The organism is Streptomyces sp. NPDC031445 (genome assembly GCF_055581365.1).
This window is the reverse complement of the sequence record NZ_JBVIJO010000012.1, coordinates 162388-181869: the sequence shown is the minus strand read 5'-3', so window position 1 is coordinate 181869 and position 19482 is coordinate 162388. Positions and strand designations below refer to the sequence as shown.

At 72.1% G+C, this 19482-nt stretch carries 12 protein-coding genes; 9 read left to right on the top strand and 3 right to left on the bottom strand.

All coding sequences use genetic code 11. From position 1 onward, the window contains the following. Positions 1-9 precede the first annotated feature (9 nt). A complete protein-coding gene (locus tag ACZ5DC_RS28815; protein WP_468657430.1) occupies positions 10-1926 on the bottom strand; it encodes a hypothetical protein in 1917 nt (638 codons plus the stop codon). Continuing rightward, on the bottom strand, positions 1923-4832 hold the full coding sequence (locus ACZ5DC_RS28810; RefSeq protein WP_468657428.1) for a hypothetical protein: 2910 nt from the start codon (positions 4830-4832) through the stop codon (positions 1923-1925). Before ACZ5DC_RS28810 ends, ACZ5DC_RS28815 begins: the two co-directional genes overlap by 4 nt. Positions 4833-5332: 500 nt before the next feature. Here ACZ5DC_RS28810 and ACZ5DC_RS28805 point away from each other — a divergent pair, with 500 nt between their 5' ends. Beyond that, complete coding sequence (locus tag ACZ5DC_RS28805) at positions 5333-6637, top strand: S8 family serine peptidase (RefSeq protein WP_468657426.1); 1305 nt, start codon at positions 5333-5335, stop codon at positions 6635-6637. A 263-nt stretch (positions 6638-6900) separates the two neighbouring features. Here the strand turns inward: ACZ5DC_RS28805 and eccCa are convergent, their stop codons facing one another. Further along, positions 6901-10935 carry a type VII secretion protein EccCa gene (gene eccCa, locus ACZ5DC_RS28800; RefSeq protein ID WP_468657424.1) on the bottom strand — a complete coding sequence of 1345 codons (4035 nt, stop codon included), beginning with the start codon at positions 10933-10935 and terminating at the stop codon, positions 6901-6903. Between the two features lie 407 nt (positions 10936-11342). On the opposite strand from eccCa, the gene eccD reads away from it, so the two are divergent. The 8 genes from eccD to ACZ5DC_RS28760 all read left to right on the top strand — a co-directional run bounded on the left by eccD (position 11343) and on the right by ACZ5DC_RS28760 (position 19395). After that, the gene (gene eccD / locus ACZ5DC_RS28795) at positions 11343-12743 is read left to right on the top strand and encodes a type VII secretion integral membrane protein EccD (RefSeq protein WP_468657422.1); all 1401 of its coding nucleotides are present in this window, start codon (positions 11343-11345) and stop codon (positions 12741-12743) included. Positions 12744-12760: 17 nt separating this feature from the next. Beyond that, on the top strand, positions 12761-14266 hold the full coding sequence (gene eccB, locus ACZ5DC_RS28790) for a type VII secretion protein EccB (protein ID WP_468657420.1): 1506 nt from the start codon (positions 12761-12763) through the stop codon (positions 14264-14266). 145 nt (positions 14267-14411) lie between these two features. Then, a complete protein-coding gene (locus ACZ5DC_RS28785) occupies positions 14412-14804 on the top strand; it encodes a hypothetical protein (protein WP_366753304.1) in 393 nt (130 codons plus the stop codon). A 66-nt stretch (positions 14805-14870) separates the two neighbouring features. Then, positions 14871-15176, top strand: coding sequence for a WXG100 family type VII secretion target (locus tag ACZ5DC_RS28780; protein WP_366753303.1), 306 nt, complete (start codon positions 14871-14873; stop codon positions 15174-15176). Between the two features lie 39 nt (positions 15177-15215). Then, positions 15216-15683, top strand: coding sequence for a type VII secretion system-associated protein (locus ACZ5DC_RS28775; protein ID WP_366753302.1), 468 nt, complete (start codon positions 15216-15218; stop codon positions 15681-15683). Between the two features lie 31 nt (positions 15684-15714). Beyond that, on the top strand, positions 15715-18606 hold the full coding sequence (locus ACZ5DC_RS28770; protein ID WP_468657417.1) for an AAWKG family protein: 2892 nt from the start codon (positions 15715-15717) through the stop codon (positions 18604-18606). Between the two features lie 29 nt (positions 18607-18635). After that, the gene (locus tag ACZ5DC_RS28765) at positions 18636-19058 is read left to right on the top strand and encodes a YbaB/EbfC family nucleoid-associated protein (RefSeq protein WP_468657415.1); all 423 of its coding nucleotides are present in this window, start codon (positions 18636-18638) and stop codon (positions 19056-19058) included. Next, positions 19051-19395, top strand: a complete 345-nt coding sequence (locus tag ACZ5DC_RS28760) for a hypothetical protein (RefSeq protein WP_468657413.1) — start codon at positions 19051-19053, stop codon at positions 19393-19395. Before ACZ5DC_RS28765 ends, ACZ5DC_RS28760 begins: the two co-directional genes overlap by 8 nt. The last annotated feature ends 87 nt before the right edge of the window (positions 19396-19482 follow it).

The window sequence follows — 19482 nt, the reverse complement described above, 5'->3', positions numbered from 1 at the left end:
GCGGTGGGCTCAGTGCTGGGTGCCGGCGGCCCAGAGGGTCTGATCGCCGGAGCTCAGGATCGTGACGTTGCCGTCGTTCTGGATGACCAGCTTGGCGCCGGTGTGACCACCCGTCCGGGAGGACCACAGGGTGTGCTGGTAGGCGGACCGGACGACGAGTTCGCCGTCCGCCTTGAAGGTGGCGTAGTTGTTCTGTCCGGTGGTGCCCGACGACCAGCGGACGGCGCCGTTCTCGTCGGAGATGACGAGGTCGCCGCCGGCACGCATGGTGATGCGCATCCGGTTGGAGTGCACCGACTCGCCGGGGCGCAGGGTCAGCGTGGAGGTGAAGACCTTGGTGCTCCACTGCGGTGCGGGGGCCGCCTCGGCCGGAGCGGGTGACGGATCGGCGGCCTGGTCGGCGGGGGTGTCGGCCGAGGTGCCGGCCGCCTGGGTGGACGTCGCCTGCTGAGGGTCGGACGCCGGGGTGCTGTCCGCGGCCTTGGTGTCCGTCGTACCGGTGGGCGTGGCGTCGGCGGCCTTCGTGTCCGTGGGCTTGATGTCGGTGGGCTTGGTGTCGGTGGGCTTGGTGTCAGCGGCCTTCGTGTCCGTCGCACCGGTGTCCGTGGGCTTGGTGTCAGCGGTCTTGGTGTCCGTCGCGCCGGTGTCCGTGGGCTTGGCGTCAGCGGCCTTCGTGTCCGGGGCCTTCGCATCAGCGGCCTTGGTGTCCGTCGCACCGGTGTCCGTGGGCTTGGCGTCCGTGGCCTTCGTGTCCGTCGCACCGGTGTCCGTGGGCTTGGTGTCAGCGGCCTTCGTGTCCGGGGCCTTCGCATCAGCGGCCTTGGTATCCGCCGCGCCGGTGTCCGCAGCCTTCGTGTCCGCGGCCTTCGTGTCTGCGGCCTTCGTCGTGGTGGCGGCACCGGTGGACGCCGGCGAGGCGGTCCGCGCGGCAACGGCCGTACCGGCCGCGCCGCCGGACTTCACGGCGGTGCCGGTGGCCGCCGTGCCCGCGGTTCGGGCCGCCGCCGTCGTGGTCGCGGCCTTGGCGGGAGCGTCGGCGGCAGTCGTCCGCGCCGGTTTCGAACCCGTCGCCGCGGGCTTGGACGCGCCGGTGCCGTGGGCGGCGGCGTTCTTCGAGGACGCGGCGACCACCACCGGACCCGGTGCGTCGGCGTCCTGCGCCGGCCGCGCGGCGGCCACCGTGGTGCCGGTGGAGGGCGTGGGCTTATGGGCGCCGGGGGTGTCCGCCGCCAGCACGCCGGGCACCACCGGCGACTGCCCCGTCGGCGAGCCACCCTCCGCGGAGGTGTCCGTCGAGCCGTGCCAGGCACCGACGTCGGGGTCCAGCAGGTTGTCCGCGGACGTCGTCCCCCCACCGGTACCCGGGTCCTGCAACGGTACCTGGCTGGGATAGGCGTCGGGGTGCCGGTCGGAGGTGCCCCCGGACCCCACCGCCACCGGGTCCGCCTGCCCGAGGCCCTCGTACGTCGTCGTGTGGCCCTTGCCGTTGGACGTCATGAACGGGGTGGCCGCGACGACCGCCCCGGCCAGGGCGGCGGCGACCAGGAACGGCCGCTCGGCCACCTTCGACGTCAGCCGGCCACCGCCCGCACGGCGCGGCGGCGAGCCCGCCGGGGCGGTCGCCGCGCCGTCGGCGCCGGTGGCCGCGGCCTCCTGGCCGGCCTCCTCCGTGCCGCGCGGGCGCCATGCGGCCGGGTCCGTCTCGGGCTCGTCCTGCGCCGTGCGGGACGCGGCCAGCGCCGAGGCCAGGGACCGCAGCGTGCTCTCGTCCGGTCCGGCACCCAGCGGATCCGCCGGTGCGAGGGGGCTCATGCTCGCTCCGTCGGGCATGGGCAGCGCCGCGGCGCGACGGATCCGCCGGTCGGCGGACGCACTGCCGCTCGTGGCGATCGGTTCGGCGGCGGGCCTCGGCGTTCTGGGGGTCATGACGCTCCTCGGGGCGGGACGCTGGAGGTGGGGGCTGGTCGGGAGAGACTGCTGTCCGCGGGACCGGTCGCCAGGTCACCCGTGTCGGGGACGGGCGACGTCCCGGCGGGCGGGGCGGGTGGTCCGGTGTACCGCTCGGGCGCCGCGGAGGGGAGGTCGAGTACGGTCCGCAGGCGGTTGAGGAGGGCCGCGTCCAGGTGCGGCAGCGAGGCGTGCGCGTGTCGCGGCACCTCTTGCAGGAGCCCGACGGTGGCCGGGCCACGGCGGGCGACCCCCAGGACGCGGAAGCGTGATTCCCGGGCGAAGAGGACGTCCTGGCCGTCGTCGCCGGCGCGGGTTCCGCTGCGGCGCCCGGTGACCGACCAGATGAGGAGGTGATCGGTGGACGGCCCCGGATAGGTGCGCCCGACCGAGACCGCGCGGACCGGCAGCTTCCCCTCCCACTCGTCGCCGACGGCCTCCGGAGCGAGGCGCGCGACGAATTCCTCGGCGGTGCTCACCGCGGCGCCCCGGTACGAGGGCAGTCGGCGCATGCCGGACCGCAGACAGCGCAGCAGGGTCCGGCTCTGGTCGTCGCCCTGCGCGAGCGCGACGCGCAGCTGCGCGTCGTCCACCGCCGTCATATAGACGTGGACGGCGACCAGTTCCGCGATCAGGGCGTCCGACTGCTCACGCGAGGAAGCGGGGAACAGGCGCTCGACGATCTGTGAGGCGGCCGTGCGGTGCTGCTTCCAGAAGGGGCCGAGATAGGCGCGGAGCTTCTTGTGGTCGCTGTCCGAGGCGCCGCGCTCCGGTGACGTGTCCGGCACGCCGGCGCGGCCGGTCGCACGACGCGACGGCTCGGAGGGGGAACCGACGCCCGCGGACGGGGGCTGCGGCGCCGACGGCCCGGCCGGGCTCTCCCCCACCTGAGGCGGTACGGCGGCCTCCCGCGCCGACGCGCCTGCGGCGGGCGGCGCGGAAGCGATGCCCGGCGCGGGGACAGGAGGACTGCCCGGGGCAGGTGCGGAAGCGATGCCCGAGGCAGGCGGCGCGGAAGCGATGCCCGGGGCGGGGACAGAAGGACTGCCCGGGGCAGGTGCGGAAGGGGTGCCCGAGGCAGGCGGCGCGGAAGGGATGCCCGGCGCGGGGACGGAACGAGTGCCTGCGGCGGGCGCGGAAGGGGTGCCTGCCGGCGTCGGGGACGTGTTCGGCGGCTTCCCCGGCGTGCCGGTGCCGGACGCGGAGACATCCCCCGCCGCCGTCGTACGCGGACCGGACGGCGCCGAGGGGGCGGACGCGGCGGTGGCGCCGGTCGACGCCGCGGGTGCGCCGGCCGCGGGCTCCGGGGAGGAGCCGGACGGCGGACGGACCGTGGCCGACGGCTGCGTCTGCTCCTGCGGACGCACCCGTGCCCGTGCCGGGGACGGCCCGGGGGCGCGCACCGCGCTCGTGGACCCGGTCTGCGTGGGAAGCTCCCGAGGAACCCCCGGCGTCTCGGCCCGGCTCCCGCTCTCGGGAAACTCGGTCTCTTCGGTCTCTTCCGTCTCGGGGGCTTCCTCCTCCCGCTCCGAATCGGATGTCGGGCCGGAGGACGGGAAGGGCTCGGCGATGGACGGCACGGACGCCGCCGCCCCTCCGGCATCGGCCTCCTCCCGTGCCAGTGGCATCAGGGAGAAGTTGTGCCGGACCGTCAGCCGCCGCAGGTGCTCCATGCCCTTGCTGCCGAGGACACCGTGGACGTGGACGACGGCCCGTTCCCGCACCTCGGGGTCGAGCTCCCCGAACAGGCGATCGAGGCTCGGCCACAGCGCGTCGTCGAGGGCCCGGCGCGGGGCACCGAGCTCGATGGCCACGGTGTCGGCGTCCGCCGTACGGGTCACCGCGGTGAGCGGGGGCTCGCTGCTGCGCGGGCCGGCCCACAGACCGGCGGGGGTGAGCGCCACCTTCCAGGTCGGGTCGAAGGGCAGGGCGTCGGGCCGGGCACCCTTGAGCAGCGGAGCCGGGCTGTGCCAGGAACTGACCCGGGCGCGCCCCCCGCGGCCGTCCGCCGCCGGCGCGCAGGTGAGCGTCTGCGCGAACGGCCGCCAGGCAGGCGTGCCGTCGGCGTCGACCATGTACAGCTCCGTCGATGCCCCGCCCGCCTCGTCCGTCTCCGGGTCGTCAGCGTCGACCACCACGGGTATCCCGTTGGCCACGTGCACGTCGGTGCCGAGCAGGTCCGCCACCTGCTGCCCGGTCTCCAGCAGGGAGCGTCCGTCCAGGGACAGCAGCCGGATGTCCTTGCGCACCCGTCCCGGCAGCGCGGCGATCACGGTCGCCAGTCCCGCGGCGGGCACGTCCGCCGCGTCGACGAGCAGGTGCGGCCGGTCGGGGTCCGGAGGCACGGCGTACGGCAGGGTGTGCACGGCGGCGGGGGCCACGCCCGCGTGCCGGATCAGCAGGCCGGCCGGTACCGGCTCGACGACGTGGTCGGCGACCAGGCTCCGGTCCATCCGCCGCAGCCCGGCTTCCCAGTCGGGGATGGGCAGCCGGCTGCCGACGGGCCGCGGTACCTCGCGGAAGGAGAAGTGCCACCAGCCGCCGGGGGCATCGGGGAGGTCGGGTGAGAAGAGCGTGCCGTCCGGGACGACGACCGCGGGCCCGGCGGTCGCCAGTACGTCGAGTTCCCACCGCTCGCAGATGAGCCTGGCCGTGGAGGAGCGGCCTTCCGCCTCGTCGGCTCCCGCCGACATCACCAGCCGCAGCAGCCGTACGTCGTCGTCCTTGAACCGCTGGAGCACCGGGGCGAGCAGGTCGCACAGTCCCTCGACACCGTCCTCGCCGAGAGGGGCGCCGACGAGCACCGCGGCCTCCTCGGGGCGGGCGGGCCCGAGCCAGTCGGCGATGTCCGCGAGCCGCCGTGGCGGTGCGCTGCCCGTGTGCACCAGGTGCACCCGTTCACCGGCGCGCGACACTGTCAGGCGGGGGGCCGGGTGCCGGTCGGCCTGCCCGCCTCGCCTACCGGTGCCGCGCCGGATCATCACACACTCCTCACGAGGACGGCGGCCACGCGGTCCTCACAGTCCGCGGTCACATCCGGCAGGGGTGGCATCGCAGCCGCCCGGCGCGGGAAGTGACCCGTCGATGACGGCCGGCCGGTGCCGAGCCGAAACCGAACGAAGAAACGGTGTTCTACGGTTCGCCCCTTGCGAGGCCACATACGGCTGGTCGGCGTCGGCCCACTGCCACACGTGTTTCTCATGGGCAGCTTACCCGCTGTCGGCAACGGTCGGGCCAGGCACCGTGTCTGGGACGCGATCGTCACATGTGTTCCGAGCCCGCACCGCGAGCTGACTAGCATGTCCTCATGCCCACATCCAGCGGGACACCTCAGCCGCGGCCGGTGGCATGCCAACCGGTCGCCAGGGCCAGGGAATTCGATGACATGACCGACGACAGCCTGTCCCCGCACCGTCTCACACACGGAACCCGGAGACGAGACGTCCGGGTGGTCCGGCCGGGACGCGGGCCCGGTGCGCCGCGTCTGTCGGTGCTGGCCCCGCTGCTCGGCGCGGCACTCGCCGTGGTCCCGGCGGTGAGCGCCGAGGCCGCCGGCGACGCCACGCCGACGCCGGTCGCCTCGGCGTCGGCCGGGCCCGAACTGCGGTTGATACCCCCTTCGCTCGACCCGGAGTCCGGCACCTGCACCAAGGCCTCGCCGACCCAGGTGGCCGCCACACCCTGGGCGCAGCTGAGCCTGAACCTGGCGCAGGCCAACCGTTATACCCAGGGCGGCGGCGTTCTGGTCGCCGTGGTGGACACGGGTGTGGCTCCGCAGGCCGCCGGGCTCGCCGGGCGCGTGCGGGCGGACGGTGCCGCCGCTCAGGACTGCGTGGGTCACGGCACGTTCCTGGCCGGGGTGATCGCCGGCTCGGCGGTGCCCGGGAGCGGTTTCGCGGGCGTCGCGCCCAAGGCCCGTATCGTCGCGGAACGGGGCACGGACCAGTGGGGCCGGCCGAGCGCCGACATGGTCGCCGACGGCATCGAGGCGGGCATCGCGGCCGGCGCGAAGGTGGTGGACGTCTCGGCGGCCCTGCCCGCGAACACCGCCCGGCTGCGGGCCGCCGTCAAGCACGCCGCCGCCGCGGACGTCCTCGTGGTGGCTCCGGCCGCACCCGACACCGCGCCGCGGACCGGTTCCGGACAGTCCTCGGCTCCCCCGCCCGCCTCCTACTGGCCGGCCGCCTCGGACGGTGTGCTCTCGGTCATGGACGTGGACGTCAACGGTCAACGCCCCGACGGAACACCGCAGCCGGAACACGCGGACCTGGCCGCGCCCGGCGTCGGCATCACCGGGATCGGCCCGAAGGGCACCGGGAACTACGTCGCGAGCGGCGCGTCCGTGGCCACCGCCTTCGCGGCCGGGACCGCCGCCCTGGTGCGGGCCCATCTGCCGCACCTCACCGCGGCCCAGACCGCTGCCCGGCTCAAGGCCACCGCAGCGCACGCCGAGGTGCCGCTGCTCGATCCCTCCGGCGCGCTGAGCACGGTGCTGCCCACGGGGGCGGCACCGTCCAGCGAGCCGGACGCCGCGCTGCACCTGCCCGAGGCGGCGCCGACGAGCGGTGTCGTCCCCCGGGCCTGGGCGCTGGCGGGAGCGTGCCTGCTGCTGGGCGTCCTGGCGGCCGGGGCCATAACGGTGGCCCGGGTCCGCCTGTCCCGGCGGACGGCCGGGCAACGACGGGCCTGAGCCACCGGGGCCGGCGACGCGGGGGCCGGGCCGGACGCTTCCCGCCGAACCCGGCCCCTGCGCGCCCCCGCCACTGGTGCCGAAACCGCCACCGAGGACCGTCCGACACCCGACCCTTCACCCCGCCCGGCTCCGGCATCCACCCTTCGGCGGCCTCCGCCTCCGCGCCCTGCCCACCGGGCACACGACCGCACCCCGGCCATCGCGGTCCCTCCCCCGGCGGCCCGGCCCCCACCTCGACACCCGGGTGGGGGCCGCCGTGGTCAGCGGCCCGTCGGCGCCTCCGCCGTCCCGTCCTCCAGGAACGCCGTCTGGATCTGCGTCACGCTGCGGCGCGTGATGTAGTTGCCGCGGCCCGGCGGCAGTACGCGCGGCTTGACGTTGCCGAACACGTATCCCTCGCTGGGCGGGCAGGACAGCAGCAGGCCCGGGGCGTTCACCTCCAGCATGCGCCGCACGAGCGGGTCGTTGACGCCGCGCACCGCGCCCGCCGCGGACCGGGTGACGACCATGTGCAGACCCACTTCGTAGCCCAGGGGAAGGTGTTCCAGCAACGGCTCGAAGACGGTCCGCATGGGGGCGGCGACCAGGTCGTAGTCGTCCACGAGGATGAACAGCCGGGGCCCCGCCCACCAGTCGGCCAGCCGCATCCGGGCAGGTGTGATCTCCGGACCGGGCGTACGGGTCTTCAGGGCCCGTGCCACACCCTGCACGTACTCCTCCAGCTGGTCCACCGACACCGCGTGTCCCAGCCGGTACGCCTCGGGGACCGACTCGACGAGTTCGCGGCGGAAGTCGACCGCGAGGATCCGTGCCTCGGCCGGGGTGAACCGCTCGGTCACCGCCTTGGCGACCACGCGCAGCAGGTTCGTCTTGCCCGACTCGGTGTCGCCGAAGGCCACCAGGTGCGGGGTCTCCGCGAAGTTGTGCCAGGCGGGCGCCAGTTGGTTCTCCTCGATACCGAGCGCGATCCGCAAGGGCCGCCCCTCGGGCGCGGGGGCGAGGTCGCGGGCGTCGAAGAGCGTCGGGAGCATCCGCACGGGGGGCGCCGTGGGACCCTGCCAGCTCTCGGTCACGGCCTGGACCAGGTCGGCGACACCGTCGCCGAGGTCGGCGGGGTCGTCGACGCCGTCGATGCGCGGCAGCGCGGTGAGGAAGTGCAGCTTCGAGTCGACCGTCAGGCCCCGGCCGGGAATGCGCGGGATGCTCTTGGCCTGCCGGATGTCGATCATGGAGTCCAGCGGGTCGCCCATCCGCAGCTCCAGCTTGGTGGCCGACTGGTCGCGGATCGCGGCGGTCAGTTCCACCCAGCGGGTGGTGGTGGTCACCACGTGGATGCCGTAGTTGAGGCCGGTCGTGGCGAGCTGGCCGATCACCTGGACGTGGTCCTGGAAGTCCTGCCGGACGGTCTGCCATCCGTCGACGACCAGGAACACGTCGCCGTGCCGCTCCTCGGGGAAATCGCCCGCCGCCCGGCGGCGGCGCAGCGTGGCCATCGAGTCGATGCCGTGCTCCAGGAAGAGCCGCTCGCGGTGGGCGAGCAGCGTCATCATCTCGGCCAGGGTCCGTCCCACGCGCTCACCCTCCAGCCGGCCGGCGACGCCGCCGACGTGCGGCAGGCCGGCCAGCGAGGCGAGCGAGCCACCGCCGAAGTCCAGGCAGTAAAACTGCACTTCGCGCGGGGTGTGGGTGAGCGCCAGCGCGGTGATCAGGTCGCGTACGAGGGTGGACTTGCCGCTCTGCGGCCCGCCGCCGATGGCCACGTGGCCGCCGGAACCGCTGAGGTCCACCATCATCGGCTCACGCACCTGCTCGAACGGCTTGTCCACGATGCCGAGCGGAACCCGCAGCTTGCCGCGGCCCTCCCAGTCGGCGGTGGTGAGCCCCAGTGCGGGGTCCGGGACCAGCGGCGGCAGCAGCGCGTCGAGGGTGGGCGGTGCGCCGAGCGGCGGCAGCCACACCTGGTAGGCCGGCGGTCCCGCGTCACGCAGCTTGTCGATGGCCACCGCCATCAGGCTGGTGTCGTCCTCGTCGTCCCCCTGCGCGCCGGCGGCCTTCTCCGGCTCCTCGGCCGCCGGTTCCTCCCGCGCGTTCACCCAGTCCCCGGTCCAGGGCATCACCTGGCCGGCGATCTTCTCCTGGGCGAGCGCGCCGACCCGCTGCCGGTACGGTCCCGACACATAGGCGGCACGGAAGCGGGTGAGCGGTTCCACGCCGCTCTTGAGGTATCCGGCGCCCGGCTGGGAGGGCAGTTCGTAGGCGTCCGGCACGCCGAGCACACCCCGGCTCTCCATCGCGGAGAACGTGCGCAGGCCGATCCGGTACGACAGATGGCTCTCCAGCTGGTGCATACGGCCCTCGTCCAGACGCTGCGAGGCGAGCAGCAGATGGACGCCCAGCGAGCGGCCGAGCCGGCCGATGGCCACGAACAGGTCCATGAACTCGCGGTGCGCCGAGAGCAGTTCGCTGAACTCGTCGACGACCACCAGCAGGCTGGGCAGCGGCTCCAGGTCCGCTCCGGCGGCGCGCGCCTTCTCGTAGTCCAGGGCGGAGGTGTAGTTGCCCGCGGCGCGCAGCAGTTCCTGGCGCCGCTGCATCTCGCCGCGCAGCGCGTCCTGCATGCGGTCCACCAGCGCGGCCTCGTCGGCGAGGTTGGTGATGACCGCGGAGGTGTGCGGGAGGGCGTCGAAGCCGAGGAAGGTCGCGCCGCCCTTGAAGTCGACGAGGACGAAGTTCAGCGTCTCGGACGAGTGGGCCAGGGCGAGCCCCAGGACCAGGGTGCGCAGCAGTTCGCTCTTGCCGGAGCCGGTGGCGCCGATCAGCATGCCGTGCGGGCCCATGCCGTCCTGCGCGGACTCCTTGATGTCGAGCTCCACCGGCCGGCCGTCGGCCCCGACGGCGATGGGCACGCGCAGCCGCTTGTTCTGCCCGGCCCGCCGCTCCCAGTACTCCTGCGCGGAGTAGCGGTGCAGATCGGTGATGCCGAGGAGGGCGGTGAGCTGGATGTCGGTGGACAGCGGCTGCGCGGCCTGCGCGGTGGCGCCGGTGCGCATGGGCGCGAGCTGGGCGGCCAGGGACCGTGCGGCGGCGGGGCCGAGCCGGTCGGCGCGGCCCAGCGGGATCGCCGTCTCCTTGCGGTTCCGGTCGGTCCGCACGATCTTCACCTCGTCGTACGCCCCGGCCGTCAGCCCGGTCCCCTCGGCCTCCTCCACGAGCAGGCGCAGCACGGTCCGGCCGGGCTTCCAGGCCAGCGTCTCGCAGACGTCGAGCAGCACGGTGTTGCGGTACCCGGCACGTTCGAAGCGGTGGCCGGAGGGGACCTGACCGCCGTCCAGGACGACCACGACGTAGGGCTCGTCCTTGGTCGGTGACGCACCCGCCTCGAAGACACCGCGGTCGGTGAGTTCCGCGCCCAGCAGATCCTCCAGCTCGGCCACGGTGGACGTGATCAGCCGGGCCGGTCCCGCGCCGTCGGACTCCTTGGGGTGCAGCGCGTGCGGCAGCCACTTCGACCACTCCCACTCCCCGCGGTTCTCCGGCGCCACGCAGAAGGCGATCACCAGGTCCTGCGGGGTGTGCAGCACCGCGAGTTGGGCGAGCAGCGCCCGCGCCGTCGCGAGCACCTTCTCGCGTTCCCCCCGGAACAGGATGCGCGCCCAGGCCCGCAGGAACACGGCGATGGGCTGCTCGGGCACGGTGGAATAGGCGTTGATGAAGGCGCGCAGCGCGTGCGCGGACAGCGGGTCGAGGTCCTCGACCGGCTTCGCCGTCTTGTTGACCAGCTGCATCGCCAGGCGCTGCTCGCCGACCGCGATGCGCACCTCCGCGAAATCGTCGTCGGAGGCGCGGCGTTCCCACAGCCGGGTGGTCTTCGCGAACGACCACAGCACGGCCGGGTCGGGGTGCTTCCAGGCCAGCGCGCGCTGCTGCTCGGTGACCGCGGACCGCACCCGGCGCCGCACACCGCCGAGATAGCGCAGGTAGTCCCGGCGTACCCCCTGCATCTTCTGCTTGCGCTCGGAGCCTGACTTCACCAGCTGCCCGACCAGCATCATGATCATAGAGAGCAGCATCAGCCCGACCACCAGATAGATGATCGGGCCCGTCCCACTGCCGATACGTGTATACAGCAGCACCATACCGACGGACATACCGGCCATCGGCAGATAGGTGAGCATGTTGGCCGAGGACGACGGGGCCGCCTCCGCGAGCGTCGGTGGTTCCTGGAGCGTCAGCTCACCGTCGGGCAGTTCCGGGCCGCGCCGGCGGGCCGGCCTGCGGAAGACAACCACACTCACGACTGGGCTCTCCTTCGACTGTGCACAGGGCGGTTCGGCAGGGCCCCCGCGCAGGGGTGATGAGGGGCCTGGAGAGCGGGCTCACCACAGGGTGACATCCAGGTGACTGTCACCGCGGGGGACGATCCCGGCGCCGGTCCGCGGCGGCATCGCAGCCACCCGAGGACACATGTGCTCCCAGGGGCTCGGGTGAAGAAACGCTTCCGGACATGAGAGTATCTGACTCTCAGGTATTTTCCGGCTCAGGCATCGCATGGCCTCGACCGCCCTCGCTTCACCCGGCAGACTGAACACTCGCGCCGTGGTGGGGCGGAGCGTCCCGACCGCTTCGCCCTGCCGCACACGTGTTCCGGCGGAGCACGCTGCGGCACGGCCGTGTATCTCTCCACGGAAGGCTGTTGCCCCCCATGAGCGAAGGCTCGCTGAACGGGCTGTGCCGCCTCACGGTGCGCGCCCCCGACAAGACACTCGACCTCGCGGTCCCGGCCGACGTGCCGATAGCCGACCTGCTGCCCGTGATCGCGGGGCACGCGGGCGAAGACCTGAGCGAGCACGGCCTGGAACACGGCGGCTGGGTGCTGCAACGCATCGGCGGCCATGCCCTGGACCTTGAGGGCACGCCCGAGTCGCTCGACCTGAGGGAGGGCGAGACGCTGCTGCTGCGCCCGCACACCGACACCCTGCCGCCGGTGCGTTACGACAGTCTGCTGGAGGCAGTCTCGGCCGTCGTCCAGCAACTCCCGCACGCGTGGAGCCCGCAGATCAGCCGCTGGGTGCTGCGGGTGCTCATGGCCACCGCGCTGCTCGGGTGCCTGGTGCTGCTCGTCACGGCGAAGGGCGACCCCGGCGACCGGATCACCCTCGCCGCGGGCGCGGCCCTGCTCGCGCTGTCCGGGGCGGGCTCCGCCGCCCGCGTGCTGGAGGACCCCCAAGGAGGCGTGCTGCTGGGCCTGTTCGGCTCCGCCTTCCTGGCGGTGTCGGGTCTGCTGCTGGTCGGCGGCGGGCAGGCCGGGGACGGCTCGGCCCGCACCGCGGGCGCCCATCTGCTCGCGGCGGGGGCGGCGGGCACCGTGGGCCTGGTCCTGGCCACCGCGGTGGTGACCGGCTATCCGGTCGTGTTCGCGTCCTGCGGGGTCCTGACGCTGGCGGCGGTGCTGGGCGGTGCCCTCATGATCGCTCTCGACGTCTCCGCCCACCGGGCCGCCGCCGCGGTCGCCGCGGCCGCCGTCCTGCTCGGCGCCTTCATCCCGATGATGTCCTTCTCCCTGTCGGGGCTGCGGCTGCCCCCGCTGCCCACCAACCCCGGTCAGCTCCAGGAAGGCATCGAGCCGCGCTCCGAGGACGACGTCGCGAGCGGCGCCGCCGCCGTGGACCGCTGGATGACCGGTCTGTACGCCGCGGTGGGCGTGGTCTGCCTGGCATGTCTCGCCGTGATGGCCCGGCACCCCGGCCTGCCCGAGACGGTCACCGTGCTGGTCCTGGCGGTGCTGCTCGGTCTGCACGGGCGCAGCCTGGGCACCTCCTGGCAGCGGATCGCGCTGAGCCTGCCCGCGGGCATCGGCACGGTGCTCCTGATCGTCGAACTGGCCGCCCGGCACGGCCGGCACGGGGAACTCCTCGGCATCGCCGCCCTGCTGCTGTGCGCGGCCCTCGCCGCGGTCGTCTCCTGGACGGTGCCCGGTCGGCGGCTGCTGCCGTACTGGGGCCGGGCGGGAGACCTGATCCAGTCCGGCGCGGCCCTCGCACTGCTCCCTCTCGCCCTGTGGGTCCTGGACGTGTACCAGCGCCTGCGCGGCCTGTTCGGCTGAACCGAGGAGGTGTCGTCATGCAGTCCCGACGCGACCAGGTCATCGCCCACCAGTTCCTGGTGTCCCGGCTGACCTCGGGTTTGCTCCGCGCGGATCCCGATGCGGCGGAGCCGCCCACCCGGCGGACCAACCGCGGTATGACCTACGGAATGGTGATCGCCGCCGTCGTGTCCGCCGGGTCCCTGGTGTTCGGCCTGGTCAAGCCCGGCGGCAACACCACCTGGGAAAGCGGCAAGGCGCTCATCGTCGAGAAGGAGACCGGCACCCGGTACGTGTACGACGGCCGGCTCCACACCGTGCGCAACTACCCCTCCGCGCGTCTGCTGCTGGGTGCCGGCATGACCACCGTGTCGGTGTCCGCCAACTCCCTGAGCTCGGCCCGGCACGGCACCGAGGTCGGCATCCCCGGCGCCCCCGACTCGCTGCCCACCACGGAGAACCTGAACAGCCACCCCTGGCAGGTGTGCGCGGCCACCACCACGACCGGTTCCGGAGCCCGCAAGCCGCTGACGGTCCTCGCCGTCGACAGCGCGCAAGAGGGCACGGGCGTACGGGAGGACCAGGCCGTGCTGGTCAAGGGGCCCGACGGCGACATCTATCTGCTGTGGCAGGACAACCGGTTCAAGGTGGCCGGCGGTCAGGAGGCGCTGGCGGCGCTCGGCTACGGCGGTGCGACCGCCACCGCCGTCTCCGCGGCGTTCCTCGACGCCGTGCCCGCCGGCCCCGACCTGGCGGCTCCCCCGGTGACGGGCCTGGGCGGCAGCGGTCCGGCGCTGGACGGCAAGGCCACCCGGGTCGGCCAGGTGTTCACCGTTCAGACCCCCGGGTCCGCCAAGCGGTACTACGTGCTCGGCGGCGACGGTCTCATCCCGATCACCCCGACGCAGGCCGCGCTCGCCCTGGGCGACCCGAAGGTCAGGCAGAAGGCCTACCGGGGAGCCGTCCCGACGGAGGTGGTCCTGTCGGCGCAGGCACTCGGCGACGCGCTGGCGCCCTCGGGTTCGGCGACCGGCGCCGCTGTACGGCGGGCCGGTTCACAGCTTCCGGGGCACCCGCCGGCCCTGCTGGGCGTGCCCGAATCCTCCGGGGTGTGCGTCGGCCTCGACGCCGAGGGCGCGACGGGCGTCCGGGTGACGCTCTCGCTGGTGCCGGGGAAGACGGTCGTCGAGGAGGCCCTCCCGCCGCTGAAGGCGCTGGCACCCGCCTGCCTGCCCGTCGACGGCATCGCGGTGGCGCCGGGCAGCGGAAGCCTGGTGCGCGCGCTCAACAGTTCGGGAGGCGGCACGGGAACCACCACGTATCTGGTCACGGACAACGGGGTGAAGTACCGGGTGCCCACGGCGGACGCCGCGAAGGCGTTGGGGTACGACCTGTCCGCCGCGGACGGTCTGCCCGCCCCGCTGCTGGACATGCTCCCCACCGGCCCCGACCTGTCGGCGCAGGCCGCGGTGTCGGGCCGGGCGACGGCCACGGGCTCACCCGTGTGTGAGCAGGGCAACAAGGGAAACGCCAAGGCGGGTTGACGTCGCAACGGATAGTGTGAACCAGTCCAGGCACGTATCTCGTCTTCAACAGTGGCGGCGGAGGTGTCGGCATCGAGACACCTCCCGTCGGCCGCACGGCCGCTCCGGCCTTCCGGAGCACCTCACGACTCCGCGGAGAGGAACCATGGACACCAACAACCAGAAGTCAACAAAAGAGGCCTACATCAAGTCCATCGGGTTTCTGGAGCAGGCCCGCAAGGGCCTCCAGTCCACGCAGGACGTGGTCAGGTCGCACCGGGAATCCCTCGCCACGCACTACCAGGGCAGGGACGGCGTCGCGTTCGGCCAGGTGATCGACACCTGGCTGGAAGAGGTCGACCGGATCATGAACACCTGCATCGCGATGGAGAACACGCTCGGCGAGAGCATGCAGCGCGACGAGCACGTGCAGGAGTCCAACTTCCAGGCCGTGGTCAACAGCGGTGGCGGCCTGTCGGGTTTCGGCCAGGGCGTCACGAGCGTCGCCTCCTCGGGCGGCTCCACCGCGGACAGCACCTACGGGGCGCTGGTTCCCTGATCCTGACCCGGCCGCCGGCCGGTCAGCACCACATCGCAGTACACCCACGACTTCCAAGGAGAAACCGTGTCGGACGGCATTGACATTGATCACCTCCAGGTCGGCCAGTCGGTCGCGGCCATGCAGGAGCAGACCCGGGCCATCGCGAAGACGATGAGCGAGCTGGAGACCAACATCGGCACCGTCGTCGGCGCCTGGACGGGTGCCGACAGCAACGTCTACTACCAGCAGGTCCTGCCCACCTGGCACACCGAGGTGGACAACCTGTCGCTCATCCTCGAGCGGTTCTTCACGACGCTGAACGACGTCTCGGACAACTACAAGAAGGTCGTGCAGACGAACGCGCAGGGGTTCATGGACATCCGGATGTAACTCCTCTCAACAACACGTCGAAGCGGTAGGAAGGCGCACATGCCCGGTAGCGAGAACCACCATCTGGACCAACTGGATTTTGCAGCCCTGCAGAATTTCATCGACACCGACGTCAGCGGCTTCCTCCGCGTGATCGACAACATGCGGTCCGCGGACGCGCACCCCACGTCGCTCTACGACGTCAGCAAGAAGCCTCAGGTACTGGCCATCGGCCCGATGGCGGGAGACGACCAGACCGGCGGCAAGAACATCTGCGACAACGCGAAGAAGGCCGCCACCGCGATCGACGAGGTTCTCAATCGTCACAAGGCCGGATTCACCAAGCTCCAGGCCGATCTGCGGAACGTCATCACCACCATGAAGGACGCGCAGGCGCACAACCTGTCGGAGGTCGAGTCGCAGAAGTTCATGAAGGCGATCAGCGACTACCAGTCAGCCATCGGCGGCGGCTCCGCGACCGGGGCGGGCAGTGGCACCGGCAACGGCCAGAACTCCCTGAACCTCTGACCGCCGACGACATCCCCGGAGTAGTAGGACCATGGCCGCGCAAAGCTGGGAAGACATCCTCCACCTGTTGACCGGCTGGTCGCTGGTCACACGCGCCGACGTGACGAAAGCCACCGGCGACAGTGGTATCCCCTGGATCAATTACTCGTTCAAGGCAGGGGGGAAGCAGTTCGACAGCGAGGACGACTTCCTCGCCTGGATCGTGCCGAAAGACGGCAACAAGGGCTGGCACTTCGAGTTCTTCACGAGTGGCGGCGGCAAGGCGGCACGCAAGTGCCGGGCCGACATCACCTACTTGGACGATCCTTCGTTCCACGGGTACTGGGACAGGTCGGACGGTTCCCTCAGCAGCCTGCTGACGAACTACTCCTCGTTGAAGGGCGAGATCAGCGTCAGGGGGGACGGTGCGCCCGCGGTGGACGGCGTGCAGCTCAAGACGTTCGCCGAACTGGCCTGGTCGTTCGACGCGGCTGGGGAGTTCTTCAAGCAGCAGACCGAGGTCCTCGCGGAGTGGAAGCGGCAACTCGGCAGTGAGCAGGCGTCCTGGAAGGGGAACGCCGCAGGCGCGTTCTGGCTCCTGGTCGACGACCTCCACAAGAAGTACGAGAACTACACCTCGCAGCTTCAGCCGCCGGGGTTCAGTCCGCAGCACCGGTCCCCTTCCACGGGATACGTCAGCAAGACGCTGCACGGGGACGACCTGATCGGGGCCGAACAGTCCCTGTACAAGGCGTACACGGACCTGTACAAGATCTACTCGGATTTCTTCTGGCAGCGGGGAAAGCCCATCACCACCTCGCTGCCGGACGGTTCGAAGACAGAGCAGAACATTCCCGCCGATCCGCAGGATGTACTCAACCAGGTGTTCAGCGAGATGAGGAACTGGATCTTCGAGCACAACTCTCGCCAGATCCTGGAGGAAGTCGACACCCTGAGCAACACGATCATCGGCGCGGCGTTCACGTCGAACTTCTCGGAGGACACCGCGTTCGGCGGACTGACCTCCACGTCCACCTGGCACGCGGTGGTCCAGGAAGCCATGAACCGCTGGACCACCAACATCGAGACCAATCTGGACGCGCCTGCCCGGCAGGTGCTGGAAACCCTCCAGAAGGACTGGTCACGTGTGCTCGACCCGTCGTGGAATCCGGCGTACTCCTTCAGCGACACCGGTTCGTCGCTGACCTCGGACGTGCAGCAGGAGAACGGCGACAAGGGCAACAGCAGCCTGAACGACAACCTCAAGAAGCTCGGGGACGGCCTGAACCACCTCGGGGACGGCGTCAACAACGGCTTCAAGGGCTTGGGCGACGGCCTCGGCAACAGCTTCCACAGCCTCGGCGACGGGCTCGGCAACAGCTTCCACAGCCTCGGCAACGGGCTCAACAACGTCGGGAACGGCCTCGGCAACAGCCTGGCGAACCTCACCGGCAACGGTGGCGCCTCGCACGGGCTGGGCAACGGGCTGGGCAACCAGTTCACGACCAAGGCACCGGACTTCACCGGCAACGGCGGCCTCGGCGGCGGCGTACCGGACATCACCACCATGCCGGCGAACGGCGGCGGCCTCCCGAACTTCGGCTCCGGACTGCCGATCCGCAACATCGACGGCAGCACCACCACCCGTACCCCCACCGGGGTGACGACCACCTACCCGGACGGCAACTCGGTCACCCGCGGCGCCGACGGCAGCATCACCTCGACCTTCCCCGACGGAACCCGCCGGACGGTCTCACCCGGCGGCGACGTGACCACCGTCGACCCGCAGGGCCACACCACCACCAGCCACCTCGGCGTCGGTGAGTCGCTCAGCAACCCGGACGGCACCAGCATCACCCGCAACGCGGACGGCAGTCTGACCCAGACGGCACCCGACGGCACCAAGACGACCACGTTCCACAACGGTGCGTCGGAGATCGTCAAGCCGGGCGGCGAGACACAGCTGACCTCTCCCGACGGCGCCGTCTCCCACGTCAACTCCGACGGCAGCCTCACCACCGACAACCCGGACGGCTCGAAGGTCACCGTGCACCCCAACGGGGACGTGACCAGCGTGGACGCGCAGGGGCACACCACCACCAGCCACCTCGGCGCCGGAAAGAGCATCACCACGGGCGACGGCAGCACCATCTCCGTCGACGGCAAGGGCGACATCATCACCCGCAACCCGGACGGCAGCACCACCACCCTGCACCCGAACGGGAAGATCACCACGACCGAGGCGACGGGGTACGGGACGAGTCCCCACTCCGGCGGCGGCAACGTGCACATACCGTCCGTCGACATCCCCACCTACAGCGGCGGCGGCGGGGTCACCACTCACACGCCGGACGGCACCGCCATCACCAGGCACCCCGGCGGCGTCACCGAGTACAAACACACGGACGGCAGCGGACTGGTGACCACCTCGGACGGGCGGTACCAGACGACCCCGAGCCCGCAGAGCGCGGCGGCGACGGAGGCCAACAAGGCGCTCACGGCAGGGGTGGGGGCCGGCGCGGGAGCCGGCGTCGGCGCGGGCGCGATGACCGGGGGTGCGAACACCGACAGCCAGAGCGCCATGGGGCTGCTCTCCCCGATGATGATGATGGCCGGCATGAACCGCATGGGCGGCCAGCAGGGCGGCCAGGGCGGCGGCGACCGGGAGCGCAACCTCTACGACGGCAACGACATGGACGGCGCCGTCATCCAGCACGGCATGTCCCCGTTCGCCGCCCGTGCCACCCCCGAGGAGCCGGAGGAGTGGGAGGAGGAGGAGACCGACTCCGACGAACTCCTCGGCTCGCGCCGCCCGTCCACCGAGTCCGGCTACGGACCGGCCGGCGGCTCCCGGCAGGCGACCGACAGTGCCGCCTGGAAGGGGAAGGGCAAGGACGTCTGGGGCACCGAGGAGGGCGGGCTGCCCGCCTCGATCGGCCACTGAACCCGGCGCACCCGACCAACGGAGAATCCATGAGTTCATCACTGCAAGAACAGCAGCAGCAGGCCCTGGCCGAGTTCATGAAGACGCGCGAGGCGCTCATGGAGGCCAGGAGGGAGATCCAGTCGATCTCCGTCACGGCGCGGTCGCGCGACGGCGCCGTGGAGGTCACCGTCGGCTCCGACGGGGCGCCGTCGGGGCTGCGTTTCCCCAACAACAAGTTCAAGGAGATGACCGGGCAGGCACTGGCGGCCAGCGTGCTGGAGGCCATGTCGGCGTCGCGGGCCCAGGTGACCTCGCGTGCCATGGCCCTCGTCCAGGCCGCGGGCGCCGGCGCTCCGACGACCCTGGACGGCGGAGTCCTCGACCGCGTCGACCTGGACAAGCTCCTCGACGGCGGATCACTGGAGGAAGTCCTCGCCCCGCGGCCCGCCGGAGGTGACACACGTGGCTGACGACAACGTCTTCACAGCCGACCCCAGCCGTATCCAGTCCGGCGCCGGCGCCACCGACCAGGTCGCGGAGACGACGGACCGCGCCGCCGAGCAGTTCGCCGACGACACCGCCTTCGACCCGGCGGACCCTCCGTGGGGCAACGACTCGTACGGCAAGCAGTACGTCCAGAACTACGTGCCGTTCCACAACCTGCTCAGGGACGGCATACGCGACCTGGCGCAAGCCATGGAGAGCGCCGCGCGCCTCACCCTGAGCTCGGGCAAGAACTTCGAGAAGACCCAGACCGACAACACGAACGCCATCCACGACCTGCCCACCCCCCACTCGCACGTCTGACGGGCGCGTCGGCGGCTCGCCGAGCAGGTGGCACCAAGCGAAGAGGACCTCATCGCACCGGGAGACCGGGGCGGTGAGGTCCTCTCG